Origin of the sequence: Larkinella knui, from assembly GCF_003858645.1 — a bacterium.
Taxonomy (GTDB): domain Bacteria; phylum Bacteroidota; class Bacteroidia; order Cytophagales; family Spirosomataceae; genus Larkinella; species Larkinella knui.
Genome location: NZ_RQJP01000003.1, coordinates 852,620 through 878,613 on the forward strand (window position 1 = coordinate 852,620; position 25,994 = coordinate 878,613).

Below are 25,994 nucleotides of genomic sequence, written 5' to 3' on the forward strand. Positions count from 1 at the left end.
CAGATAAGTAAAACAGACAAAGCGACTGGTTACAAACCGAGTCTCAATCCCACGGTGAAGGTTTTCGGATTCGGAATCACCCCCATTTCCAGGCCCTGCGTGATGGCGTTGGTGCCGTTGGATACTTCCGGATCATACCCCGGATAGTTGGTGATCATGAACACGTTCTGACCACTCACGTAGACTTCCAGGTTGCGGATTTTGGCCTTGTTCAAAACGGCCTCCGGCAGGCGATACGCCAGGGAGATGTTTTTCAGTTTGATGTAACTGCCGTCGTAGACATACCGGCTGCTGTTGTTAAAATTCTTGCTGGTGTTGCTAAAAGCCGGGTTATCCGTCTGATTCTGAGCCGTCCAGATGTTCAACGCGTCGGAGGTGGTCGCGTTGCGCTGATCGCCCAGACCGCCCCACAGATACGCCAGCGTCTGGGAGTAAATCTGGTTGCCGTGCGTTCCCTGGAACATGAGGCTGAAGGTAAAATGGCCGTAGGTCACGTCGTTGATGAACCCGAAAGCGTATTTGGGCGTCCCGTTGCCGATGGGTGCCCGGTCGGCGGTCGTATAGGCATGGTCGCCGTTGACATCCACGTATTTGGCATCGCCCGGTTTCATCCCAAACAAAGCCGCCTGATCGGCCTCACTCGTTTTCCAGGTTCCCAGGAACTGGTAGCCGTAGAATTCACCCAACGGACGACCCACCCGCAGGATCGACGCACTGTTCAGAGCCGACCCGACGCCGTTGACGATAACGTTGTCCAGACCACCCAGATCCAGCACCTTGTTGCGGTTGAACGTAATGTTGAAATTGGTGGTCCAGCGTACTTTCCGGCCCGCCAGCGGAGTGCCGCCCAGCGCAAATTCGAGTCCTTTGTTTTCGACGCTGCCGATGTTGCGCAGGTAATTTCCACCGCCTAAGTAAAAGGGAGCCTGGTAGTCATAGAGCAGATTCGAGATTTTTTTCTGGTAGGCATCCGCCGTGAATGTCAACCGTCCACGTAAAAATGCCGCATCGATCCCAACATCGTACTGCGTCGTGGTTTCCCATTTCAGGCTGCTCGAAACCGGCGATCCCAGTGGCGTGGCCACGCTGGGCGTCGTGCCGTCGTAGTAGTAAGCAGGCTGGCCACCACCGGTCGTAATCTGGGCAATAGTCGCATACGCGCCCACGGCCTGGTTACCGGTTTGCCCGTAGCTGGCGCGGAGTTTCAAGTCAGAAAACACCTTGGAATTCTGCATAAACTCCTCCTTCGCCAGATTCCAGCCGATCGCAAGCGATGGAAAGGTGCTGTATTTCTGCGTTAAGTGCGACGAACCGTCCGTCCGGACGCTGGCCGTCAGCAAATATTTGTCTTTATACGAATAGTTGATCCGTCCGAGGTACGATTGCAAGGCATCCGCCGAATAGCCGGAAGACGTTTGCTGGGTCGCGCCTAAACTCAGGTTGTAGTACCCCAGTGCGTAGGTCGACAGGCTGTTGGCCCGGGCATTGATCGACATGCCCTGCCCCTGCTGCTGTTCATACAGGGCCGTCAGGGTGATGGCATGTTCCCCGAAATTGTGTTTGTAGGTAAGGAAATTACTATTCTGAAAACCCCAGTTCCGGGATGCATTGCCCTGCGCGTACAGGACGCCGTTACCGGTGCCCGGTCCATACAACGTCTGGTTGAAGGGAGAACCGATCTGGTACGTCGTATTCGCAGTAAACGTCAGGCCGTCCAGAATCCGGTAGGTCAAAATACCGGTTCCGGTCACGTTCGTGTTGCGGCTGTCTTCAAACTGATTGGTGGCGCGGGCCACCGGATTAAACTGTATCGAGCCGTAGGGAGCGGTCAGGATAAACTGGCCGGTGGCCGGGTCGCGGACGGGCGAGGTGGGGTCCCATTCGGTGGCCTGCGTAAACGGATCGGTCAAATCGCCCGCGTAGTTGTTGTTGCGGCTGTTGGGCAAAACCGCAGCCAGGTTAAATTTCAGGTTCAGCCGCTCGCTCAGCTTGGCGTCGATATTCGCCCGCAGCGTGGTTCGCTTGTAATATTGATTGAGAATCAAACCGGGCTGGTCGAGGTAATTGGCCGAAATCAGGTACCGGACGTTGGACGACCCACCGGAAACATCGAGCTGGTAATTCTGAATCAACGGTTCCTGATGGAGTTCATCCTGCCAGTCCGTCCCCCCGCTGGCCTTCAATTCCTGAAGCCGGGCATCCGAAAACGCGGGCGCATTGCCCGTCGAGGCAAACTGGGCATTAACCGTTCGGGCAAAATCGTAGGCATTCATCAGATCCAGTTTCCGGGGCATCCGCCCTTTGCTGAACCAGGTGCTGAAATTCACTTTCGCCTTGCCTTCCACCCCCGATTTGGTCGTAATCAGCACCACACCGTTGGAACCCCGGGAGCCATAAATGGCGGTGGCCGACGCATCTTTCAGAATTTCCAGCGACTCGATATCGTTCACATTGATGGACTCGATGTTGGCCCCAATAAACCCGTCGATGACATACAGCGGCTCGTTGGAACCCGTGATGGAATTGACACCCCGGATGCGAACGCTCAGACCCCGCCCCGGCTGGCCGCTGTTGCTGGAAACCATCACGCCCGAGGCCGTTCCCTGCAACGCCTGTTCGACCCGCATCAGCGGCCGTTTGGCAATTTCCCTGGACGTTACCGTGCTGCTCGATCCCGTGACATCGCTTTTGCGCTGTTCGCCGTATCCGACCACAACCACCTCCTGTAACCCTTTCTCGCTCACCTTCAGCGTCACATTGAGCGTGTTGCGGCTTCCGACCGCAACCTCCTGACTTTCAAAGCCGACAAAGCTATAAACCAGTGTTACGTTCTGATCGGCCACGTCGATGCGGTAAAAGCCCTGCGCGTCGGAAGTCGTTCCTTTCTGCGTTCCTTTCACCACAATATTGACGCCGGGAAGCCCTTCGCCTTTTTCGTCTGAGACTTTACCACTGACGGTAATCAGTGCGTTTTGGGAACGCTGAATCCGGTCGGCCAGGTAATAAGCCATCTTTCGCTCCAGTTCCGGACTCGGCTCCACGGTCGGGTCGGGCCGGGACTCGGCACCGGTCAGCGGTGAAATCGTTGTTGTTTTGTCAATAACCGGCTCCGTTTTCTTTTTGATTACAATGGTTTTATTAATAATCGAATAGCTTAACGGCTGATTTTTAAACACTTCGTCCAACACCGTCTCCAGAGCGGCATTCCTTACATGGAGCGAAACTTTATTGCTCTTTAACAACAGATCGGTCTGCAGCCAGAATGAATAGCCACTTTGCTGTTCGATCTTATCCAGTACCTTTTCGAGCGGAGCGTTTCGCTCGTGGAGCGAAATGCGTTGCTGACCGTATCCGGCGGCAAAAATATGCACACAGGCAGCCAGCAACAGGATCGTGGTAAAGTTGATTCGCATAATCAATTTTCGTTTTGCATCCGGACTCAGGCCCGTAAACAACGCCCTGATTAGCCTGCTAATCCGGCGCCACGGCTCTGTCGGGCAGAGCCGTAGGTAAACAGTAGAATATTCCATACTTTTGTAAGGATTTGGGAGTTTGTAACGATTTCTACGCCAATTGAAATTTTACGTTCCTGTCTGTTTCAGGCAGGTAATCCCAGGTATCAGGCCGGACGTGCTCGCAACACGGTCCGGCTTTTTAATGGGAATCCTGTTGGCAGTTCCGGCCTGGCCGAAAACAACCCATACAGATCATGATTTGACCGTTATTTTTCGTCCATCTATTTTAAAGTTTACACCACTCGATTGCAGAATCTGAAAAATCTGGGAGAGGGGTACATCCCTGGAAATTTTGCCCCGGTATTTTGCCTCCGGTATTTTGCCCTGGAAGTCAACTTCCACGTCATACCAGCGGGAAATCTGGCGCATAATGGTCTGTAAATCAGTATCCCTGAATTGAAACTGGCCATTTTTCCAGGCTACCGCTTCTTCCAGATCCGCCTGGGCAATTACATTCAGTTTCGGCCGACTACCGGGAGCCAGTTGCGACTGCTGCCCGGGTTTCAGCACCAGCGCCAGTGATCCGCTTTCCGGATTAGTATCGGGTTCTGTTCCGGCCTGGGTATTGACCACCTTCACACTGCCTTCCAGTAGGGTTGTTTTTACGATGGCTTCATCCGAATAACTGTTGATGTTGAAGTGCGTACCCAGAACCTCCACGATTTGACCTGCCGACTGAACTCGAAAAGGCACGGCTTTTTTCCCGTCCACACACCGGGCAATTTCAAAATAGGCTTCGCCCGACAACTCGACGTTCCGTCCCGACCGGTGGAACTTTGTCGGATATTTCAGCGACGAAGCGGCATTGAGCCATACCTTGCTGCCATCGGGCAGAATGACGCGAAACTTGCCGCCCCGGGGCGTGGTAATGGTATTGTAAATCGGTTTGGCCGTCAAATCCTGCGCCGATGAAACCGGTGATTTCGACGCATTGTACACCAGTTGGCCATCTGCGGTTTTCGTAATTACCATGTCCGCCTGTTTGGCAATTTCACCATTAACCGCATCATCCAGGTTGATTTGGGACGCATCTGCCAGGGTCAATACGGCTTTGTTGGTACCCGGCACAAAGTCCGAATGCCGCTGAACCACCGGAGATACAACCGCCGGTTTATGGGTAAACCGATAAACGAGTAAGCCCGACACAACAAGAACCAAGGCAGCGGCCGCATAACGCATCCAACGTATACCTATATACGTAGTCTTTTCAGTCGATTTCCGGCCTGTTTCAGCGACGATTCGTTCCCAGGCTTCTTCTTTACCAGACGGCGTAAACCGTTCGAGCTGAAGCGTCAGATTGTCTTCTTCCGTTAATTTTTCAAATAAAGTCTGGTTGTGAGCGCTCTGGGCAATCCACTGATCCAGTTCCTCTTTCTCCCGATCGTTCAGTTCTCCCTTGAGATATTTGACAATCAGCTCGCCCTGTTTGAAATAACCGCCGAAATCCTCCATAGTGGTGCTTTACTCGATAGAGACACCTGAAGGCGGAAATAGGATAAAGCCAGTAGAAAATTTAATTGAAAAGTTTTTGCAAACGGGGAAAGGGGCGCAAAAAATAAGTTGATAAAACACTGTATTTCAGAGGTATTAGAAAATCTAGCTGGCTGTCCAGAGTAAAAACAGTCCGAACAATTCGGGCGACAGCCGGAGTCGGAGGAGTTCGAGGGCCCGGTGTTTCTGCTTTTTAACGGTATTGATCGACAGGCCTAGCTCATCGGCGATTTCCTGGTTCTTTTTCCCTTCCAGGTAGCTCATGACCGAAATCTGGCGGTAGTTTTCGGGCAGGGCGGCAATGGCAATGTGAATCTCGGCAATGACTTCGGAGGAAATAATGGCATCCATGATGGATAATTCTTCCGGCTCGGCCGTGCCCTGCTGCTCCACGTACGCATTCACTACTTTTCCATGACGGATCACATTCAGACTGGCGTTACGAACCGTCGTATACAGATAGTTTTTTATGGCAATCCGGTTCTGCAACACCGATTCCCGCTCCTGCCAATAGGTAATAAAAGCATCCTGCACAAGATCCTGCGCCTGTGCCTGATCTCTGACGAGTTGAAGGGAAAAGTAGACGAGACGGTCATAAAACTCTTTAAACAGACCTTCCAAATCCAAGTGGTCCGGTTTCCCCACTGGATTGCTGTCCGCTGAATACAACCTCCTTAAAGCGCCCATTCGAATGGTGAATAATTTAAAAAGCAGTAGTCTGTTGGTATACTGAGCGATTACAAATATTGTATAAATAATCTATAAATAGTCTAATAAGTTTATAAAACCGTGAAAAATTCTTTTGAGCAAATTAAATAAGGCAATTCACGTTTAGGGCTTTAAGGTATGCGGCTTTGCTTCCATCCGAAGCAATAAGTTAACGCTTCATCCACGCTTTTTTGCGGCTTGAACCCGCATTTTAACCACTGGAACATAATTAATTAGAAACTCAGTGGTTCAACGCCTACCTTCGGTTCATAAACGATAACCACCTGCACCATGAGTGTTGTCATTAAACCAACCGTCAGTAACATCATCAATCTCTGGTTCGGCGCCGATACGCCCATCCGCCAGTACAAAATCAAGCTCAACCCGGATTTGTGGGATGCCTGCCAACAGATCAATCAGGAATTTTGCCCGCCTTCCAGAACCCAGCCCATCGAGCAATACCGCAAGTCGGATAAGGTAGCTTTCGCCAAAGCCGTACTGATGGAACTGGAGCGAAACAAGCAAACGCTGGCCACCAATCCCCGCTGCCTGAACTGATTTTGCGGTTTTAGCTCGTGCGCCGGATCAATGTTGTCGCCTTGCTGGTGGTCGGCAGAACGGTTCTGGGTTGGCATTCCACGGTACTCGTGTCGGTTTGATAAAGTCGCCGACAACCGATGCCCTGCACCCAGGTGGGTCAATAGCCGGTGGCTTTCAGAATAAAATCGACAATCGGCTGCGGATCAGGCAGGCTGTGCGGATGGTGGCCGATCAGCGGTTTATGAATCACCTGAATCGTTCCGCCGGCGGATTTGATTTTCTGCTCGAACGGATTCGTATTTTCGTCCACCGGCACGGCTTCATCGGCGTCACCCACGACGTGCAGCAGCGGAAAACCGGCTTTCACGATCTCGTCCGTCAAATCGATCGGATTTCCTTTAAAGGCCAGCGCTTCTTCGTCGGTTTTTAGCTTGAAATCCTGTTTGAACTGCTCCCATTCCTTCGCTGCTTTTGGCCTTTTCCCGTTGCCCCCCGGCCAGCTTTTCAGGTCGAGAACGGGTGCATCCGCGTAAATGGCCGCCACACGGTCCGGGTAGGTGACGGCCCAGCGGTAACTATAAACTCCGCCCCGGCTCATGCCTTCCATGACCGCTTTTGGCGCTAAACCGGCTTTCGTCAGCCGCTGGTAATATGCATCCCAGGTAGCCAGGGCTTCGTCGTTTCCAAACAATTCGGCCACGTCGCAGTACACGACATGAAAACCGCGTTCCAACAGGGCAATGTCGGTTTGGGGTTCGTGGCCCCAAAACCGGGCGCGCCAGACCCACGGATGGCCGGGAGCCGCGCGTTTGGGCACCACAATCTTGGCGTTATGCCCCTGAAACGGAAAGTCGTGCCCCTGAAAACCGTAGAAATTAAACCCCTGTGTGGTCAGATCCGCCTTTTTGATCAGATCAAAACCGGTTTCCTCTTTCCGGTGAATAACTTCGCTGATGCGTTTGGCCATGCGCGCCGTTCCTTCGACATTGGGGTGAACCAGGTCAGGCACCAACGCTTTTGAATCCAGAAACAGATTGTACAGATTGATGACGTCACAGCCGGTTTCGTATGCCACCTGGCGCACACCGGGAACAATCTGTTTATCCAGCACACTGGCGGTAATTCCGGTCGTATCGGTCGAAAAAACCGGAACCGGTACCAGCAACACCACCCTCGGCTTGCTCGGCAATTGCTGAAATGACGCGATCAGGTCCCGGTAATCCTGCTGGTATTCAGTCAGATAAACCCGGTTCATCGGCTTCGTATCGTTGGTTCCCAGTTTGATGAACACCCAGTCGGGCCGAAAATCGAGGGCCTGCCGGTATTCGGTGCTGGTCCAGTACGGCAGATTCCCCTTCCGTAGTAAGGTCGCTCCGCTTTTGCCGAAGTTCCGGACGTCGTATTGATCTCCCAGCAAAACCGCCAGCTGCGCGGGGTAGCTGTTTTTCTCCCGATCGGGCAATACCGTTCCGTGGGTGATGCTGTTGCCAACGCAGGCAATCCGGATTTTTTTCTGCGAAAAACCGGGGAGAGTTAGGAAGGTGAGAAAAAACAGGGTGACGAAACGCATGGTGACAAACAGCTACTTTTGGATCGATCCTTTTATTGACGTTTTAGAAATAAATACAGGCTGGAGGCCGTGGGTACGCTAGCGGGTCATGAACTCCCAGGAAACGGTGGTATAGTGAAAAGCCAGATCTTTGGGCGCAATCCAACTGCCGGTCAGTTCGCCTTTTTTATTCTTTTTAACGTCCAGTTTCGTCCACGTAAACCTGCCCCGGTCGTAGTCAAACGTTTGGCCGTCGTCGTCGTACAGCGTCCAGCTGGCTTCTGTTTTTCCGTAATGGCGCACCGTCAACGGCAGTTTTTCCGTTTCGGCGGGCGTATGCAAAACCGGTGGAATCATCGGAATAATACCGCCTTCTTTCACAAACAACGGAATTTTGGCGAGTCCCGGCGAAATCGCAATCACTTCACCCGCACCAGCCAGCTTTCCGGTATAAAAGTCGTACCAATTACCGGGTGGCAGAATCACGTTCCGGCTGGTTTCTCCGGCAAACAACGGCGCTACCAGAAGATAATCGCCAACCATAAACTGGTCTTTGATGTCTTTTTTCACCGCCATCGCGTAGGGATTTTCGGTAGAATTCAAGGAGCCGGCAGTTGCGCGCTCATCAAACGAAAAACCGTCCACCAGATTCATGGCCCGAATCGGCGGTTTTCCCTCAAAATGATACTGCGCAAACGTCGTGTAGAGATACGGCAGCAACTGCATCCGCAACAGCATGACGGCTTTTACGTCTTCGGCCACGTCGGGAAACGTCCACGGTTTGGTGCCGTCGGCCCAGGCGTTGAGCATGGCCATCGGCGAAAAACAAACCGTTTGCATCCGGCGCAACCATTCTTCCGACGTTTTGGAAGACCGCGCTTCCGGTGTCCATAAAACACCCGCAAAGCTACTGGTACACAGGGCCGTAATGAAATCGCGGTGGTCGTAATAATCGTTGTAAATCACGTACGGCAGAGCCGGCGAACCCGCATTGGAAGCCCGCACCAGCCCGTAAGTCCGCTGGTTCCGTTCCCGAAACCAGTCGTCGGTCATTTTCTGAAACTGCAGGCCGTAAATCTGCCGCATCTGCTCGGCGCCAATGCCGGACGGAAACCGGGCCACATCCGGCCACAGCCAGTTATCGTAGCCGTCTACCTCATCCACTTTATAGCCCGAAACCCCGACGGACAGGTGCTGTTTCGAGAACAATTCCTTGTAGAACCGGCGGGCGGGTGCGGTATTGAAATCGGGAACCCGGCCCACCCAGACCGTGTGCGAACCGGTATACGGCAAAACGTCCTTGAAAATGGGCGAATGCGTGGAAACGTACGGATTGATCCACAGGTTGGAGCGAATGTTTTTCCGGGCTAGCTGCGCCAGAAACCGGTCGGGTTTCGGAAACCGGACGCTATCCCAGACGAAGCTGTTCGGATACGAATGCGACTGCCAGCCGGGTTCCAGCCCCACAAAACTGAGCGGATAGCCTTTGGCCTCAAACTCAGCTACTTCCTTCAGAATCTGTTCATCCGTAAACAGCGTTGGCGTGCGGTGTGTGAACCCCAGCCCCCACTTGGGCGGCAACGTCCCTCCTCCGCAATAGAGATTGTACCGCTGCATGACCTCCATCGCGTTGCGCCCCGCAAAGACGTAAACCTCCGTTCCGGCTGCCGGAACCACCATCTCCACGGCATCCGAATAGGGCTGCGGATTCCAGTTTTTCTGGCTGTTGCGGTTCATTTCCGGTGGAGCATTTTTGCCCTCCGCCAGCACGCCCGTTCCCGCGTACACTGTAATATACCGGGCCGAATTGATCAACACACCGTACCCCAGACTGGAGACGTAAAACGGAACGGGCGCGTGGGTCCGGCCGTTGTCTTTGCCGTTGTAGTGATCGACATGCAGGGTTTTGATCGTGCCGCGTTGCTGAACTGTTTTAAAATTGAGCCCCAGCCCGAAAAGTTGTTCGCCCGGTTTCAGGGGAAACCGCAACAAGGTCTTGCCATCCGCTTTTTCGTGAACACTTTCGCCCAGTAGCGCCGGAAACGCAATATCGCCCAATTTCTGAAGCCCGTCGAGCCGGGGTTTTACCTCCGCAATGCCCAGCGGTGTAACACCGTCCGACGTTCCAACGACGGATTTCCAGACGCCCGGCGCAACGGGTTGCCATTCAAACGTCGCTGGCTGGGCAAACCCGGAACTGGTTTTCAACAGAATACATACTGAAAATCCAAAAATGAAGGACGAAACGAGTCTCATAGCTTATTGAAATACGTACCAGGTTTGACTTTTTGCGGGAATAGTCACGTTCAGCGTTAGTTTGGTTCCGTCCAGCGGCTGACTCACAAATGCGGCATCCTGCTTACTGACCGAGGTCCGGTTTTTCAGGCCGGTATAATACAGGTCGACCGTCAGCGTTCGGGTAATGGGCTCATCCAGTGGATTATACACCATCAGCAGGCCTTTTTCTTTTCCAGCCGGGTCGACGTGCAGAATGGCATCGTAGTCCCGCCCGTCGGGTCGGCGCAGGTGGATGAGATCGGCGTCGAGGATGGGGCGGTGTTTCTTATAAAAACCAACCCATTTTTTAACCACGGCTTTTGTTTCCGGAGCGTCATACAACTGCGGTCCCCGGTAACAGGCCTGAACCCCGGCCCCGAACAGATTCGCCATCCGCTGCTCATAATGGGGTAAATGATCCTTCAGCGGCTCGATGGTGGCCGCCGGTCCCCCGCCGTGGTATTCCACCAGCGGCACGAACATCCAGCCCATCGACGGTGTTTTTTCCCAGGTACCATCGTAAATATTCTGTCGTTCAATGATTTCCTGAAACTCACGGGGCAGCGACCAGTTCGTTTCCCGGTAGCCCATCGCAATCTTGCTGCTTCCGGCCAGAAAATACCAGTCGGGCACATTCAGGTAAATCCCTTTTCCGCGACACCAGTGGTAAAAATCACGAATCCGGACAAACTGTTTCCACTGCGAATCTTCCAGCCCCGCGTGGCCGGGGTGGTGGGTGGAAGCGCAAATATCGCCCGGATACGAACCGTCGTGTTCCAGCAAATCCATGCCGGTTTCCTGGTAAAAGCGGTATAAATTCTCAAAATACCGTTGTCCCCATTCGCTTTCCAGACAGGGCGAATGACCGAACGTCGGATTTAGGTCCGGTTTGGGCATCACCACGTCATTTTTCGCATCGATGGAACGGCTGGCGAGCAAGGAATACCCGCCGATGGCCACGCCTTTCGCGGCCGCGTAGTCTTTCAGCGCCTTCATCCTCAGGCGGTTCTGACGGGTAGAGTCTTCGATGTCAAAACCGCTCCCAAACGTCAGAATCGCCATTTCAAAACCGGCCTCCGCACACTGATCGACGGCTTTTTTTACGTCAGCATCGGCGGCACTGCGGATGTGCATGATGATCGGGTTTTCGGTTACCCAGGGCGCAATCGTGCGGTACATTTTCCGCTGGGCCAGACCCCGGCGCTCCCGATCCCAGGAGTCGTAGAGCAATTCCCAAAGCCGCATGCTTTCGAACGGCTGACCGCGAACGATCTTCTGCCCAACGCCCTGCCTGGGCTGGCAAACCAGAACCGACGGGGTTTTCAGATTGTAATTGACCTGCGTGCGGTACGTTGCATCCTCCTGCCATTCGACGCAGGCGTTTTCGGACGCATTGGGCGACATCGACTGAAACGCAAAATCACTCTGGGCAAAAATCGGGGGCAGTTCCCAGCGCCGTTTGGCTTCCACCGCACTTTCCGCTTCAGTCACCGCCAGGTGTTCGGTTTTGAGGGTGTTCAGGATAAATCCCGCACTGGATGGGGTTTCGACCGTCACCCATTTACTGAGCAAGGGCAAGCCGTCATACAATTCGTAATGCACTTTTACGACCAGTCCGTTCAGAAAATCCAGGTCGGCCCCCGGATTCTGCGGGCCACCGAGCAACGTGAGTTGTTCAATCCGACAGCGGCCAGTCGCTTTACCCGTAGTTTGTTCCGACGTGCCGCCCTTCGGGTCGGTTTTCCCGATCCGGATGCCTTTCGGAACCGATGCCAGATCGAGCGTACTGAGCAGTTTATAGCCAATTCCGTCTTCTGATACGGATACAATCAGCTTGCCAACGCCCATTTCCGCACGTAAATACCACGATTTGGCGGGATCGAAACCCTCGAAAAACTCGCCTTTGTCGCCGTTTTGCAATCCGAATTGCCGGTTTCCGGGTGAGAGGTAAAATTTAACGGGCGCACGATCATCGAACGTCAGGGCAATTCCCGGCCCGTAATACCGGCTTTGATCGGTCCCGGAATTGAGCTTGCAAATGACCACCGCCGTCTTTTCCGGTAGCGGCCGTTCGGCAAACAACGTGCTGTTGTCCGGGATCTGGATTTCGCCCGGTTTACCTTCATTCCGGAACGATGCGGATTGGTTGCCGGGCGACGCTACGATTTTCCAGTCGGGCGACAGACTCCGAAAATCGTCATCCAGCAGCTTCGTACGCTGGTCGTCGGCGGTCAGGCGGTTTTGGTTATTCCGGATAATTTCGTCGGTGGTTCCGTAGGTAAATGTCAGTTCCAGGCCTTTGGGCGGCCAGTCGGCTTTTTGCGTCGACCAGGCCGTCCTGCGGTTCCATTCCATCCGTTTTTTGATCGGCGACACCTCGTACTTCAGCATTTTCAGGCTATACGGATCGGCTTTCATGGTTTTGGTCCAGTTCGCCAGCAGGTAGTTCTGGATCGGCTGTCCCGTCAAACCACCCACTTTAATTTCGTGGCCGTTGATCCAGAGAATGGCTTCCGGCGAAACCGACCGAAGCAGCGACTCGCCGGTTGTCAGGTTGTCCAGACCCACCGTGGCGCCGTTGGGTTCGAGGGAAAACGAGCGGGTAATCAGGCCGTTACTCAGCGCCAGAAAACCATCTTTTGTCCGATAAACCGCCGACTTCTGGCTGCCGGACGCCAGAAGCCAGTCGGTTTTGCTCCGCAGTTGCTCGCTGGAATAAGCCGGAAGAGGGGCAACGGACTGGGCCCGGATAACATAGCCGGGTACGCACAGGATTGCAATGAAAAGGTTTCGTTTCAGGAAAAGGTGAGTCATGTCCAATGGGTTGCGGTGGGAAAACTATTGAGAAATAAGCGAAATTTCGGTGGTTTCTCCTGCCAAAACGGTCTTTTTTTTATTACAGCCGATCCCTAATCCGGTCGATCACCGGCTGGGCCTTTCCCGATGGCTGTCCGGAATGCATTTCCGGGTTTTCAAAGACGCGGTGGAGACAAGCCCACCAAAAGCCGCACCGGAGCAGATTGGCAAAATTACTACGAATGATGTCTTGCATCGTGCTGTACTTTGCCACAAACCGAAGGGAGGGCGGTTTTATCGGCTAGCCCTGTTCAGTGCCCCGGTTTGGCCCAGACCTGTTCTTCCCGTTTTTCCTATGTCAAAACCAGTCAAAATTCTGAATATCGTTGGTGCGCGGCCCAATTTCATGAAAGTGGCGCCCTTACACCGGGCTTTTCAGCACTATCCGAACGTTCGGTCTGTCATTGTGCATACCGGCCAGCATTACGACGCCAAAATGAGCGATGTTTTTTTTAGCCAGCTGGAACTCCCCAAACCGGATTATTTTCTCGGCATCGGCGGAGGGTCTCCTACGCAGCAAACCGCCCGGATTATGCTGGCATTTGAAACCGTAATGGAAACCGAACAGCCTGATCTGGTGCTGGTTGTGGGCGATGTCACCTCGACGATTGCCTGCGCCCTGGTGGCCGTGAAGATGCACGTTCCGGTGGTTCACGTCGAAGCCGGTTTGCGGAGTAAGGACCGACGAATGCCCGAAGAAATAAACCGCATCCTGACCGATAGCATTTCCGATCAGTTGTTTGTAACCGAACAAGCGGGGCTGGACAATCTAAAACACGAGGGTGTCTGTGACGGAAAAGTACATTTTGTTGGCAATGTCATGATCGACTCGCTGGTGCATTACCGCCGGAAAGCAGCCAAAATGCAAACCGTCGAGAAATTAGGCTTAAAGCCCCGGGAATACGTTTTGATGACGATGCACCGGCCCGCCAATGTCGATACGGAAGACGGTTTGCGCAGCATTCTGCAAATCATCGAAGACACCGCCCGCTACAAAAAAGTCTTATTTCCGATTCACCCGCGGACCTTTCATAACCTTGAAAAATTTGGTTTGTCGTCCCGGCTGAAATCCATCGGTAATCTGGAATTGATGGAACCGCAGGGCTATCTGGAATTTTTGAATCTGATGGAGCACGCGGCCATCCTCGTGACGGATTCGGGCGGTATTCAGGAAGAAACGACCTATTTGCAGGTTCCCTGTCTGACCTTCCGCGACAGCACCGAGCGCCCCGTCACCGTCGATTTGGGAACCAACCAGTTGCTTTCGGACCTCAATCCGGAGTCGGTTCACCGCAAGGTGATCGAAATTCTGGAAGGCCGGGCCAAAAAGGGCCGTATTCCTCCGCTTTGGGACGGAAAAGCCGCCCACCGGGTGGCCGAGATTCTATTTGCCTGACACTGCCTGAAAGGCTTTCATGTACAACTGGCCGGGTGATCCGCAGCCACATTTGGATAGTTTTCTACACACCGGCCCTCCCCCGCTCGTCTATATTTACACCATAGGGCTCTGGTTAGGTTTCCCAGTCGGTTCCACGTATTTATATGATTTTTGGGGGTATAAAAAGTTGTAGATCGTTCAATTGGCAGATTTGCCTGGTAGTGTTTATGGGTTCGGGATTATTTTCCCCGCTGCTTGCTCAGAAAGTAACCGATTTAACCAACGAGCAGGTCCAGCAATTCATCCAGCAGGCCAAATCGAGCGGCCTTTCCGAAGCCCAAATTGAACAACTGGCGCTGTCGAAGGGATTTACCCAGGCCGACATAACCAAAATGCGCCAGCGGGTAACGGAGTTAAATACCGTACCGAAACCCGAACCGGTGCGGGAGCAGACCACCAGCCGCATACAATCCGAAGAATCACCGGTTCCTCAACCGCCTGTTAACCAGCCTCTCAGCGACCCCACCGCGCCCGTTATCTTTGGCGCTTCTTTATTTACCAACGCTAACCTGACGTTTGAACCCAATCTGCGGATTCCAACGCCAAAAAATTACCAGCTTGGTCCCGACGACGAACTGATTGTCGATATCTACGGGAATGCCCAGCAAACCTACCGCACCAAAATCAATCCGGAAGGGAGCATTCGCCTGGAAAACCTCAGTCCGATTTATGTCAACGGATTAACGGTGGAACAGGCCGAACAGCGGATCGTGGCCCGGCTACGGCAATTGTATACGGGACTGAATACGGCAGCCGGTGGCGTTCACGCGCAGGTTTCGCTCGGAAACATCCGAAGCATCAAGGTAACGCTGATTGGTCAGGTTGTCAAACCCGGCACCTACACGCTGTCGTCATTAGGAACGGTTTTCAATGCGTTGTATGCCGCCGGAGGCCCTGACCCTGGCCGCGGCTCGTTCCGCGACATTCGGGTTTACCGCGCCAACCGCCAGATTCGAACCCTGGACATTTACGATTTTCTGCTCGGGGCCGATCAGAAGGACAACATCCGTTTGCAGGACCAGGACATCGTTTTCGTGAATCACTACGATACGCGGGTCGAACTGAGTGGCGAAGTGAAACAACCCGGGCTGTATGAGGTAAAAAAGGGCGAATTATTGAAAACCGTACTGGCTTTTGCCGGTGGCTATACCGACCGGGCGTATACAGCCTCGTTAACGCTGCGCCGGAATACCGCCAAAGAACTGGAAATCGGCACCATTCCGGCCAGTGCTCTCGATGCGTTCGTGCCCCAGAAGGGCGATCAATACGCGGTGGGCAGCATCACCGGACGATTCAGCAACCGCGTGATTATCAGCGGAGCCGTATTCCGGCCCGGTACCTACGCCCTGCAAAACAGCCCGACGTTGCGCCAACTCATTACGGCTGCGGAAGGGCTGCGGGAAGACGCGTTTCTGAATCGCGGAACCATCCGCCGGCTGCGGCAAAACCTTGATCCGGAACTGATCTCTTTTGATCCGGGCAAATTGTTGCGGGGTGAAGTGACCGATATTCCGTTACAGCGCGAAGATTCCGTAACGGTTCTGGCTTATAGCGATCTTCGGGAAAAACGCACCATTGCACTTCAGGGAGCGGTCAACAGACCGGGCCTTTTTACGTATGCCGATAGCATGAGTGTGGCCAATCTGATCGTTTTGGCCGGTGGGTTTACGGAAGGAGCCACGGCATCGCGCATTGAAATTGCCCGCCGTCTTCGGTATGATACGACGGGCTTACCGAGCAATCAGAACATCCGGATTTTTCAGTTTAATCTGGACGAAAATCTCCGTTTATCGGAAGCGGATGCGCGTTTCAGTCTGCAACCGTTCGATGAAGTATTTGTGCGCACCTCGCCCCGGTATGAACCCCAAAAAATGGTAACGATTACGGGCGAAGTAACCTATCCGGGGCGCTACGCCATCCGGGACAAATCGGAACGGATTTCGGAGTTGATCAGCCGCGCGGGTGGGTTACAGGCCAGCGCCTTTTTGAAGGCGACCCGCTTTGTCCGAAAAGGTGAACTTATCTCCATCGATATTCATGAAATTCTGCAAAAACCGACCGATAGCGGCAATCTGCTCCTGCTGGCGGGCGATTCTATTATCATTCCCCGAAAAGTCGAACTGGTACGCATTCGGGGCGAAGTGCTGAACCCGTCGACTATGGATTTCAATTCGGCAAAATCATTTCGTTCCTATATCGACGAATCCGGCGGTTTTACGTCCAAAGCGCAACGCCGAAAGTCTTACGCAATTTACGCAAATGGTAAAATCCAGCGGACGAAGCAACTGCTTTTTGTCCGGTCTTATCCCTCACCCGAGCCCGGCATGGAAGTGATCATTCCTGCCAAGCCGAAGCGGGAAGAAAGTAGACTGTCGCCTGCCGAACGGGTAGCCGTAATGACGGGCGTTACGTCGCTGGCGGCTGTCGTTCTGACCATTATCCGACTATTTTGATGAGCGAACCTATGATGACGACGGCAAACCACGTGACCGCTCAACCTCCTCAGGCCGAATACTGGATGGGATTATCGCCCAGCCGAATTGGAAAGCTGATTTGGAAAAACCGGGTGCGGGTGTTGCTGATCACGGCTCTTTTTACGGGAATTGGGATCGTCGTGTCCTTGCTGACACAACCTGAATACGTTTCCGAAGCCCGCATTATGCCCGAAATCAGCCAGGGTTCCGGTGATGTGCTCCAGAAATTAGCGTCGGTTGCCGGGTTTGCCGGGTTAGAATTTGGCGAAACCGGCGGCATCGAAGCGGTTCGGCCCGATCTGTATCCCAATGTTTTGCAGAGTACGCCTTTCATTCTGTCGCTGCTGGACCAATCGGTTCCGACGCGGGACGGTAAACAAATCACGGTATCCGCTCTATTGTCGGCAGCCGATTCCTGGAGATGGTTTTCATTCAAGAAGCCATCCGATCCCCTTCCGCCGAGTACCAATCCAAACACACTCCGACTCACACAGGAACAACAGGATTTGGCGGAAGACATTCAACAGCGGGTTTCGGCCAAAATGGACACCCGCTCCGGAATCATTACGGTTTCGGCCCAAATGCCCGATCCAACGGCGGTGGCGGCCGTTACGCAGATCGCCCTGGATTATTTAACCCGCTACGTAACCAATTACCGCACCGAAAAAGTCCGGCGCGACTTGCTATTCTACACCAACCGGCTGAAAGAAGCCAAACGCCGTTTCGAAGTGGCACAATACACGATGTTTCATTACAACGACCAGCATAAATACATGGTTGTTCAGGCGGCAACGATGGAAAAACAGCGAATTGAAGCCGAATTGACCATTTCCCAAGTCGTTTATACGGAGCTAGCCAAGCAATTCGAGCAGGCCCGAATCAAAGTTCAGGAACAGACCCCGGTTTTTAAAGTACTCGAGCCTGCCAAAATACCCCTGAAGCGATCATCGCCCCGGCGCACCATGCTGGTGGTTTTATATACGCTGGTGGGGTTTGTCGTTGGCAGTGTTCTCTGCCTGGTGATCGGCTTTGACGTTCCTGCCCGGTTGCGACGAAGTTTATCGGAGTAGCCGACCGGTAGTAGAGATAGAAGTACCGAAACGGAATTTATTCATTTAATCCCAAACACGATGTTGCGCCGTGTTTTACAATCAATTGCGGCAAGTATGCTGGGTCAGGTCGGCCAGATTCTGATTCAGTTGGTCAGTGTGCCGCTGCTGATTCAGTATTGGGGGTTGACCTACTATGGCGAATGGCTGTTGTTGTTTACGATTCCGTCGTACCTGAGTGTGAGCGATGCCGGACTGGCTTCGGCGCTTTCCAATGAGCTATTGATTGGTGTAAGTAAAAAAGAGTATGCCAAAACCGCCAGGCTGTTAGGCAACGGGATCACGGCGATCATCGGATTTAGTGGCATCGGGGCCGCAGTGTTAGCGCTGGGTTTACAACTCACCGATTTTACTTTCTGGCTGAAAATCAACCACATCGACCAATCAGAAGCCTGGCTAACCCTTGCGTTTCTGATGGTCTACGTAATGCTGGCACTTCAACAGGAGCTTTTGAGTACCGTTCCCCGGGCAGAAGGCGACAATGCCAGCGGTCGAATCTGGATTACCCTCACTCGCCTGATCGAATTTGGCGTGGTGGTCGCGGTAGTTAGTCAGGGCGGCAAAGCCGGAACCGTGGCATTGACTTATGCCGTCATTCGCGCCATAAGCTGGACGGCGATGTTTTGGCGGTATCGTCACCGCTATCCCTGGGTAAGTCACGCGAAAATTGGTTTTTTTCCGCTGGCCGAAATCCGGCACCTTCTTAGCCCTTCGCTGGCTTTTTTTGGATTTTCGCTCGCCAATTCCATCGTTTTGCAGGGGAGCACGCTACTCATCGGGGCCTTCATGACGCCGGTGCAGGTGGTCGTTTATACAACCCTTCGGACCCTCACCAACTTTATTCGACAAATCATCAATGTCCTGACGTCTGCCATTTGGCCCGAGCTGACCCGGGCGCTGGTCGCCCATGATTTTTCCACGGCGATTGTGCTCCACCGGCGGGTTTGTCAGATCGCTTTCTGGGCCGCCCTGTTCTTTCTGATAACGCTGGAAATCACCGGCGGACCGATCCTGCTGGTCTGGACAAAAGGTGCGGTAACGCCCGAGCAGCCCCTCTTTACGGTATTGTTACTAACGGCCCTCCCCTACAGTTTGTGGAATACGAGCGCCACAACGGCCATTTCGGTCAACCGGCATCAGGCCATTGCGTTCGCATTCGTTCTCAGCAGCTTAGGTGCTTTGCTGGCAGCCACCTGGCTGATTCCCCGGTATGGATTAGCGGGAATGGCAATCGGGCTTTTAGTGGGCGACTGCTTCATGTTGTTCCGGGTGTTTCAGAACAGTCTCGGCATTTTACCGGAGGAACGCATCGGGAAATTCGTACCCGCAATTGTTACGGATTTCGCATGGTTAAGCCAGTTACGCAAATGAACAGATTACGCCAATCCGTAACCGCACACGCCGGCGCCCGCGATCACTATCAGCTGAGTTTGGCGCTGCACGAAGCCGGTTGGCTCAATCGTCTGGTGACCGATCTGTACGCACCCGACTGGCTGTACCAAAGCGCCCCCACATATGCACAAAAACGGTATTGTCCGGGTCTGCCCGCTGCTAAAATAAGCCTTTCCTCAGCCGCTTTCTGGAAAGCCGGTAAGGCCCGTGTTCTGCAACGGGATTACAATTCGTCAATCGACAGAGAAATTAGCCTTACCGCCTTACGGACTGCCGAAAAATCAGGCAGTAACCTGTTTCTGTATAGCTACTACGCTTTTCAGGCTTTTCAACAGGCCGAACGGTCCGGAATTGCTAACCGGCTCTTATTTCAATTACACCCGCATCCGCTTTCGGTTCGGGCCATATTAGCCGAAGAAATGGACCGTTTGCCGTTTGCAAGCCAGTCGATTCGGGATGAAACGGAGTTTTCCCTGGCCGATAGTCGGCTGGAAGGCTTAATTGCAGAGCCGCAATTAGCTACGTTCTGTATCACCGCGAGTCAGTTTACGCGGAAAACACTAATAGAGAATGGGGTACCGGCCAATCAGATTCGGGTGATCCCTTATGGCGTTGACACCACGGCTTTCCTCCAACGCAGAAAGGCTCCGTCAGCGGCCAAATTCCGGATCATCTTCGTAGGTCGCATGAACCAGCGGAAAGGGCTGGCCGATCTGTTACAGGCTGTTCGTTTGCTGAAAAGTCGCACCATCGAAGTGATTCTGTGCGGACGCGGTTACATCGACCATAGCATTTTGCTGGAATATAAAGAATTGACTATCAAAGTATACGAAGCAATCGCTCAGGATCAACTGGTGCGGGAACTTCACCAAAGTCATGTGTTTGTACTGCCGTCTCTGGCCGAAGGTTTCGCACACGTTGTTCTCGAAGCCATGGCAACCGGTTTACCCATCATTACGACCGAAAATACGTGCGGGCCGGATGTCATCGTGGAAGGGAAGCACGGTTATTTAGTACCTATTCGCAATCCGGAGCGACTGGCCACCCTCCTGGACGCTGCCATTACAGAACAGGAAGCCTGGTTTGAAATGGGTCGTTTGGCTGCTGTTCAGGCGCGGACTTTCACCTGGGAGCGATTTAGAGCGGGAATCCGGGACGTATATCAGCAAACCGTTACCGATAACTAAAACCGGATATGGAGCGAATTCGACTGAGTTTTTACACCAATATTCCAACGCCCTATCAGCAGGATTTTTTTGAAGCGCTGGCGGTCTATTTTGACTTGACGGTTGTCTATTACGCAAAAACTGAATTGGATCGGCAATGGTCGATCAACAGCAAATCAGGTTCTTATAAGGTTTATTATTTAACAGATACGGTCATCGCAAGGTGGATACAAAAACGATTCAAAGATTATCACTATAGCTGGTCAATTATTCGCCGTTTGGTAGAAGACCGTTCAGATTATATAATTATCAGTGGAGCTTACTGGATTCCAAACACTATTCTGGCTTTATTCCTATTAAGAATACGGGGGAAACCAATTGCCTTTTTTGGCGAGCGTCTAACTTCATCTAACTCAAAAATTAAAAATTATTTAAAGCGCATTACATTATTACCTGTCAAATGGAATTGCCGACGCTTATTAGCGGGGGGAAAAGAAGCCGTTACAACCTATAATTCATATGGAATCACGTTGCCATTTTCAGTTATTCCGTACAATATTGACATTTCCCGATTTAATAAATACAATTTAAATGGGGAAAGGCTTGAAAAACTGCGTACTACGTACAAAATAGACAATCAATTTATATTGCTATCTTCCGGCTCTTTGATTAGCCGGAAGAATATGGATATTATCATAAAGTCGGTAAAAAACAGTTTAGTATCAGTTTGTTTATTAATAATTGGAGAAGGGAATGAACGGCAACGATTAGAAAAATTAATTGAAAACGATAGTCGGATTCGTTTAATAGGTTTTATTCAGGCCGATGAATTACCGTATTACTACAATCTGGCTGATGCATTTGTGTTTGCTTCTCAGTACGACGGTTGGGGGGTTGTCATTAACGAAGCAATTGCGGCCGGATTGCCAATTATTTGTAGTGATAAAGTTGGTGCCGCCCGTGAGTGGGTTATCGACGGTGTTAATGGTTTCATATGTCCTGCAAATGGGGTAACGGAATTCCAAGTAGCTATCGAAAAGCTGGTTAGTTGCTCTGACTTGGTAAAAGAACAGTCCTTTTACAACCAAACCTTTCGGAACAGTACCAGCTCAGCCTATTACGCAGAAATAGTAAACGAGGTTATCAAACACGATTTAAGAGTATGATCTGGCTTTATATAGGTATCAACCTGATCACGCTGATTTATGCGTTCATGTATGTTCGACGCATTGGGACACGGCAGGTTATTCCTTTCGTAATTTGTTTAGCATTACTGGCCATTTACTGCCTCTTTACACCCACCTATTTTTACCTGGTTGGTCGCGAAACATCTATGGGTGATGATGGTTTGTACCAATTTACGGGTAAACGTATTAGCGATTATTATAAAGAGGGAATGTTTTTCTACATGATAGCTAATATGCTATTTGTTTTTGGGTTTACCTGGAAGCAGTATAAAGGCTCTAAAATCTCCTATTCAATCCAATCTGACTCTATTCCCTACATACAAAAGAAGGTTTTATGGCTTTATATTTTATTTTTCGGGATTGTCTGCACTGATATATTTATCAGCGGGATCAATCCTTTTAATATTTTACTCGGCAGCTCTGATGAAAATCTTTTTGGACATCAAAGTATAACAAACTCATATTACTTCAGAAACTGTGCAGACTGTATCATTACTACTATTATACTTTTTGCCTATTTAAAAGGAAATAAATACAAAATTATATTGATGACACTATCTGCTTTTGCATTATTTGCTATTATGGGATTCCGGTACCGTATCATTTTAACTATCATTGGCCTTGTTTTAATTTACAGTCTGGATGAAAAATACAAGCTTTCAACAAGTACAGTTTCTTTCACATCTCTACTTTTAATCTATTTCATCTTTTTTATCACCTATAACCGCTGGAATTTCATCCATGGGCGGTTTTCTGAACTATCATACAATCCGGTTGAGTTTGAGTACGAAATGTTTTTCGAGCAAACACGGGCGTCTCTGGCTGATTTTAATTTAATCCGATATTACGACGAAAATCCCACCATAAAACATGATTATGGCTTGACCATGTTTGGCTATATCTTTATAAAAGCCTTGCCAAAGTTTGTATTTCCAAATGGTGAAAAACCGTATCCCCCTCCGGCCCTTGTAATCTTGGATAATTCACTCGAATTGCCCAGGCAATGGGATAAACCGGGTGAGGCTGCTATGCATTATGGTTCTTTCTACATTGCATTTGGCTGGATTGGCTTGGTTATTATGCCTTTCTTAATGGGAATTTGGGTCCGCTATGTCGTTGGTCGAAATCCATCTAGTAACCCTTTAGGCTTTCTCAAACAAATAGTTTTTGCACTTGCCTTATTCCAGTTTATTACCCGCGGCTACTTTCCACAATTTGTGGACCATTTTGTGTACATCTCGCTTCCGATATGGCTTTTAAGCGGGTTGATTAAAAAGTCGACTGTCCTCCAACCACATCATGAACTTACTCATTAATGCGTTTAACCTGGCTTCAGCAGGCGGACTTAATGTTGCGCTGAACTTTCTAAAAAACATTCAGCATTTAAAAAGTGAAACGGATGTAATTCATATCGTTGCCCCGATTGGTTGCGGGTATGAAGCATTGGATACGGGAATCCTGAAAATGCATTACCTGCCCAAATCGTTAAACCCCTGGATCACTCGGCCTGTAATGGATCATTTCTGGTATCCAAAGCTGTTAAAGCAGGTAGAGCCCGATATTATTTTTACCATGGGTAATTTCCCCTCTCCGGTAGCACAAAAACAGGTCGTTTTATTACATCTGCCGCACCTGGCTTATCCCGAAGACAGGGCACTCTGGAAACAGGTAGGTCTGGAAATCATCTTCAAAATTAAATTACGTAACTGGGTGTTTAAACGGCGGCTTGTCCATGTTGAGACGCTGCTCGTGCAGACCAACACCATGCAGGAACGGTTGCACCGGATTTACCCGCAACTTCCTTCTATTCAACTATTTCCGAACGCATACACGCTGCTAACTAGTCAGACAACGTACGAATTACCCGTCAAAAAGCAAGCCGGTTTGATATACCTGATGTGTTTGTCACGCTATTACCCGCACAAAAACCTGGAGATTCTAGTTGCAGTTGCCCGACTCATTAAAGAACAGCGGCTTCCCTATCGAATTTTTCTAACCATTGAAGCCTGGCAACACCGAAGAGCGAAACAGTTGCTGGAACAGATTGCCAGCGAATCCTTACAAAACATCCTGATTCCCATCGGAAATGTTCCCGCCGATTGCGTAGCTTCTCTTTATCAACAGGTTGAAGGCTTGCTGCTCCCAACCTTGCTGGAATCGTTTACCGCTACGTACGTGGACGCCATGCACTTTGGGGTCTCCATTTTTACATCTCAGCGCGACTTTGCAGAAGAAGTTTGCGGAGAAGCGGCCTTTTATTTCGATCCACTTTCGGCCCAACGCATTGTCGATACGATTCATGCCGGCTATACCAATGAAGCCCTGCGGCAACGGAAAATCACCGAAGGGCGACTGCGCTCTACGACCCTGCCTGATTGGACGGAAGTGAGTCGAACATGCTGGAACTTGCTGCTTTCTCTGGCCGAAAGAACTGAAAATCAAGTGACCAGTTAGCGCCATTACCGGTCTAAAACGTATATCTCCTTTAAAAAACGATGATTCTGATCGCAATTCGCCGGCACGTTCACTACCTGGCCCTACTCACCATCGGGACAACCGCTCTCCTTTTGCTGGATGCCTGCCAGTCTGTCTCCACCGAACCCGTAGTATCCGGTTATGACTACCAGCCCTTGGAAAAAGGCAATTTCTGGATTTACGAAGTAACCGAACAGCAATTCTCACTCAACGGCAGCGTAGCGACTCAAACCTATCAGTTGCGGGAAATTCTAACCAGTTCCTATACCGATTCTCCGAATGGGGCTCCAATCGGCACAACCACCTTTCGCCTGGAGCGGTATCGCCGGTCGAACGACAGCCAGGCCTGGCAACCGGATTCGGTTAGCAGCATCCGAGTTACTGATAATCAACTGATTAAAACCGAAAATAACCGTTCGTACGTCAAGCTCATTTTTCCACTTATCGACCAGTTCCAGTGGAATGGCAATGCCTTCAACACCTCCGGCGAAGATTTATACCAGCTCAAAAATACGAACAAACCGTTCACCGTTCTGAGCAAACCATTTCCCGAAACCGCCACCATTGTGCAGCAAAACGATTCGACGCTGGTTTCGCAGGATAAAAGAGTGGAAATCTACGCCCGCGGGGTCGGCCTGATTTACAAAGAAAAAGTGCAATTGCAATTTTGTTCCTCAACCCCGTCGTGCGTGGGTAAAGCACAGATCGATTACGGAATTCGGCAGTATACCCGGCTGCGATCCTACGGAAAATGATGCATTTGCTCCCAATTTGCTTTCCAGCCAGCACAATGGACGCTTTTCTACATTCCAGAAACAGGCTCCTGTCGATATTTGGTAAATGCCCAGAATAATGAATCGGCCCCATGAATGCGAAACAACAAGTTCATGACTTCTGGAACGAAGCTTCCTGCGGTGAAGATTTGTACCTAAAGGGAGAAACACTTCGCCAAAAGTACTTTCAACAAGCCAAAGACCGGTATGCGCTGGAACCGTATATCAGCGGTTTTGCAGATTTTCAGTCGCATGCCGACAAGCAGGTGCTGGAAATCGGTGTGGGACTGGGTGCTGATCATCAGAAATTTGCCGAAGCCCGTGCCAGCCTGCACGGATGCGACCTGACGGAACGGGCCATTGAACACACCCGCGAGCGGTTAACGTTATTCAGCCTTAGCTCGGACCTGCGCGTGGCTGACGCCGAAAATCTGCCGTACGACACCGGTTCGTTTGACCTGGTTTATTCCTGGGGCGTGATCCACCACAGCCCGGATACCCAGCGGGTGGTTCACGAAATCTTCCGGGTTTTGAAACCCGGCGGACAGGCGAAAGTGATGATCTACCACAAACATAGTCTAGTCGGTTATTTGCTCTGGCTACGCTATGCCCTCGCGAAAGGCAAACCCCAAACAAGCCTGACAACGATTTACGCCAATTACCTGGAAAGTCCGGGGACTAAAGCCTACAGCAAACCGGAAGCCATGCAATTATTTGCGCAGTTCAGCCAGGTTACCATCCAAACGGTTTTGACCCACGCCGATTTACTCGCTTCGGATGCGGGACAACGCCACCGGAGCTGGCTTCTGGCGATCAGCCGTAGACTGTATCCCCGCTGGTTGATCAAAACGTTTTTTCCGAAACACGGCCTGTATATGATGATTTCCGCCACTAAATAGAAGAAGCTGTTTAAAACAATAAATACGGTTTCCAGGAAAAATAAAAGTCCGGCCGACCCGTCAGTTTTTTTTACCGTAGAGAGAATAAACCTGGTGTTAAGAATCAGCTCGAACACGACCGATCAATTTCTCTTTAACTTCATTA

The 25,994-nt window shown here is 51.3% G+C and carries 17 protein-coding genes; 11 read left to right on the plus strand and 6 right to left on the minus strand.

Annotated elements, in window-relative coordinates; translation table 11 throughout:
- Positions 1–29: 29 nt before the first annotated feature.
- The 3 genes from EHT87_RS17550 to EHT87_RS17560 form a co-directional block, all read right to left on the minus strand.
- The gene (locus tag EHT87_RS17550) at positions 30–3,413 is read right to left on the minus strand and encodes a TonB-dependent receptor (RefSeq protein WP_185716264.1); all 3,384 of its coding nucleotides are present in this window, start codon (positions 3,411–3,413) and stop codon (positions 30–32) included.
- Positions 3,414–3,707: 294 nt separating this feature from the next.
- Entirely contained in the window at positions 3,708–4,967 is a 1,260-nt protein-coding gene (locus EHT87_RS17555; RefSeq protein ID WP_124907946.1) for a FecR family protein, read from the minus strand.
- A 144-nt stretch (positions 4,968–5,111) separates the two neighbouring features.
- Complete coding sequence (locus tag EHT87_RS17560) at positions 5,112–5,627, minus strand: RNA polymerase sigma-70 factor (protein ID WP_185716265.1); 516 nt, start codon at positions 5,625–5,627, stop codon at positions 5,112–5,114.
- A 378-nt stretch (positions 5,628–6,005) separates the two neighbouring features.
- Here EHT87_RS17560 and EHT87_RS17565 point away from each other — a divergent pair, with 378 nt between their 5' ends.
- Entirely contained in the window at positions 6,006–6,272 is a 267-nt protein-coding gene (locus EHT87_RS17565) for a hypothetical protein (protein ID WP_124907948.1), read from the plus strand.
- Between the two features lie 139 nt (positions 6,273–6,411).
- Here EHT87_RS17565 and EHT87_RS17570 read toward each other — a convergent pair whose 3' ends face one another.
- The 3 genes from EHT87_RS17570 to EHT87_RS17580 form a co-directional block, all read right to left on the minus strand.
- Positions 6,412–7,824 carry a GDSL-type esterase/lipase family protein gene (locus tag EHT87_RS17570; RefSeq protein ID WP_124907949.1) on the minus strand — a complete coding sequence of 471 codons (1,413 nt, stop codon included), beginning with the start codon at positions 7,822–7,824 and terminating at the stop codon, positions 6,412–6,414.
- A 78-nt stretch (positions 7,825–7,902) separates the two neighbouring features.
- The gene (locus EHT87_RS17575; RefSeq protein ID WP_124907950.1) at positions 7,903–10,059 is read right to left on the minus strand and encodes a glycoside hydrolase family 31 protein; all 2,157 of its coding nucleotides are present in this window, start codon (positions 10,057–10,059) and stop codon (positions 7,903–7,905) included.
- 3 nt (positions 10,060–10,062) lie between these two features.
- A complete protein-coding gene (locus EHT87_RS17580) occupies positions 10,063–12,894 on the minus strand; it encodes a hypothetical protein (RefSeq protein ID WP_124907951.1) in 2,832 nt (943 codons plus the stop codon).
- A gap of 337 nt (positions 12,895–13,231) precedes the next feature.
- On the opposite strand from EHT87_RS17580, the gene wecB reads away from it, so the two are divergent.
- From wecB to EHT87_RS17630, 10 genes are all read left to right on the plus strand, one after another.
- Positions 13,232–14,332, plus strand: coding sequence for a non-hydrolyzing UDP-N-acetylglucosamine 2-epimerase (gene wecB, locus EHT87_RS17585; protein WP_124907952.1), 1,101 nt, complete (start codon positions 13,232–13,234; stop codon positions 14,330–14,332).
- Positions 14,333–14,541: 209 nt separating this feature from the next.
- Entirely contained in the window at positions 14,542–16,827 is a 2,286-nt protein-coding gene (locus tag EHT87_RS17590) for an SLBB domain-containing protein (protein WP_124907953.1), read from the plus strand.
- An 11-nt stretch (positions 16,828–16,838) separates the two neighbouring features.
- Positions 16,839–17,918: a Wzz/FepE/Etk N-terminal domain-containing protein gene (locus tag EHT87_RS17595; protein WP_229321154.1), complete on the plus strand. Its 1,080-nt coding sequence runs from the start codon at positions 16,839–16,841 to the stop codon at positions 17,916–17,918.
- 60 nt (positions 17,919–17,978) lie between these two features.
- On the plus strand, positions 17,979–19,328 hold the full coding sequence (locus tag EHT87_RS17600; RefSeq protein ID WP_124907954.1) for a lipopolysaccharide biosynthesis protein: 1,350 nt from the start codon (positions 17,979–17,981) through the stop codon (positions 19,326–19,328).
- Positions 19,325–20,536 (plus strand): glycosyltransferase family 4 protein, encoded by a 1,212-nt coding sequence (locus EHT87_RS17605; RefSeq protein ID WP_185716267.1) that lies wholly within the window; start codon positions 19,325–19,327, stop codon positions 20,534–20,536. The genes EHT87_RS17600 and EHT87_RS17605 overlap by 4 nt, the downstream gene beginning before the upstream one ends.
- An 8-nt stretch (positions 20,537–20,544) precedes the next feature.
- Positions 20,545–21,681, plus strand: a complete 1,137-nt coding sequence (locus EHT87_RS17610) for a glycosyltransferase (protein WP_124907956.1) — start codon at positions 20,545–20,547, stop codon at positions 21,679–21,681.
- Positions 21,678–23,018, plus strand: coding sequence for an O-antigen polymerase (locus tag EHT87_RS17615; protein WP_124907957.1), 1,341 nt, complete (start codon positions 21,678–21,680; stop codon positions 23,016–23,018). Before EHT87_RS17610 ends, EHT87_RS17615 begins: the two co-directional genes overlap by 4 nt.
- Positions 23,002–24,156, plus strand: coding sequence for a glycosyltransferase (locus EHT87_RS17620; protein WP_124907958.1), 1,155 nt, complete (start codon positions 23,002–23,004; stop codon positions 24,154–24,156). Before EHT87_RS17615 ends, EHT87_RS17620 begins: the two co-directional genes overlap by 17 nt.
- A 41-nt stretch (positions 24,157–24,197) precedes the next feature.
- Positions 24,198–24,932 (plus strand): hypothetical protein, encoded by a 735-nt coding sequence (locus EHT87_RS17625; RefSeq protein WP_124907959.1) that lies wholly within the window; start codon positions 24,198–24,200, stop codon positions 24,930–24,932.
- Positions 24,933–25,042: 110 nt separating this feature from the next.
- Positions 25,043–25,849 (plus strand): class I SAM-dependent methyltransferase, encoded by an 807-nt coding sequence (locus tag EHT87_RS17630; RefSeq protein ID WP_124907960.1) that lies wholly within the window; start codon positions 25,043–25,045, stop codon positions 25,847–25,849.
- Positions 25,850–25,994 lie beyond the last annotated feature (145 nt).

Excerpts from the sequence above, each read along its gene's own strand:
- EHT87_RS17600 (WP_124907954.1), top strand. The coding sequence starts at position 17,979 with ATGTTGCGCCGTGTTTTACAATCAATTGCGGCAAGTATGCTGGGTCAG.
- EHT87_RS17615 (WP_124907957.1), top strand. The coding sequence starts at position 21,678 with ATGATCTGGCTTTATATAGGTATCAACCTGATCACGCTGATTTATGCG.
- EHT87_RS17605 (WP_185716267.1), top strand. The coding sequence starts at position 19,325 with ATGAACAGATTACGCCAATCCGTAACCGCACACGCCGGCGCCCGCGAT.
- EHT87_RS17570 (WP_124907949.1), bottom strand. The coding sequence starts at position 7,824 with ATGCGTTTCGTCACCCTGTTTTTTCTCACCTTCCTAACTCTCCCCGGT.
- EHT87_RS17625 (WP_124907959.1), top strand. The coding sequence starts at position 24,198 with ATGATTCTGATCGCAATTCGCCGGCACGTTCACTACCTGGCCCTACTC.
- EHT87_RS17580 (WP_124907951.1), bottom strand. The coding sequence starts at position 12,894 with ATGACTCACCTTTTCCTGAAACGAAACCTTTTCATTGCAATCCTGTGC.
- EHT87_RS17550 (WP_185716264.1), bottom strand. The coding sequence starts at position 3,413 with ATGCGAATCAACTTTACCACGATCCTGTTGCTGGCTGCCTGTGTGCAT.
- EHT87_RS17590 (WP_124907953.1), top strand. The coding sequence starts at position 14,542 with ATGGGTTCGGGATTATTTTCCCCGCTGCTTGCTCAGAAAGTAACCGAT.
- wecB (WP_124907952.1), top strand. The coding sequence starts at position 13,232 with ATGTCAAAACCAGTCAAAATTCTGAATATCGTTGGTGCGCGGCCCAAT.
- EHT87_RS17630 (WP_124907960.1), top strand. The coding sequence starts at position 25,043 with ATGAATGCGAAACAACAAGTTCATGACTTCTGGAACGAAGCTTCCTGC.
- EHT87_RS17565 (WP_124907948.1), top strand. The coding sequence starts at position 6,006 with ATGAGTGTTGTCATTAAACCAACCGTCAGTAACATCATCAATCTCTGG.
- EHT87_RS17555 (WP_124907946.1), bottom strand. The coding sequence starts at position 4,967 with ATGGAGGATTTCGGCGGTTATTTCAAACAGGGCGAGCTGATTGTCAAA.
- EHT87_RS17610 (WP_124907956.1), top strand. The coding sequence starts at position 20,545 with ATGGAGCGAATTCGACTGAGTTTTTACACCAATATTCCAACGCCCTAT.
- EHT87_RS17575 (WP_124907950.1), bottom strand. The coding sequence starts at position 10,059 with ATGAGACTCGTTTCGTCCTTCATTTTTGGATTTTCAGTATGTATTCTG.
- EHT87_RS17620 (WP_124907958.1), top strand. The coding sequence starts at position 23,002 with ATGAACTTACTCATTAATGCGTTTAACCTGGCTTCAGCAGGCGGACTT.
- EHT87_RS17595 (WP_229321154.1), top strand. The coding sequence starts at position 16,839 with ATGATGACGACGGCAAACCACGTGACCGCTCAACCTCCTCAGGCCGAA.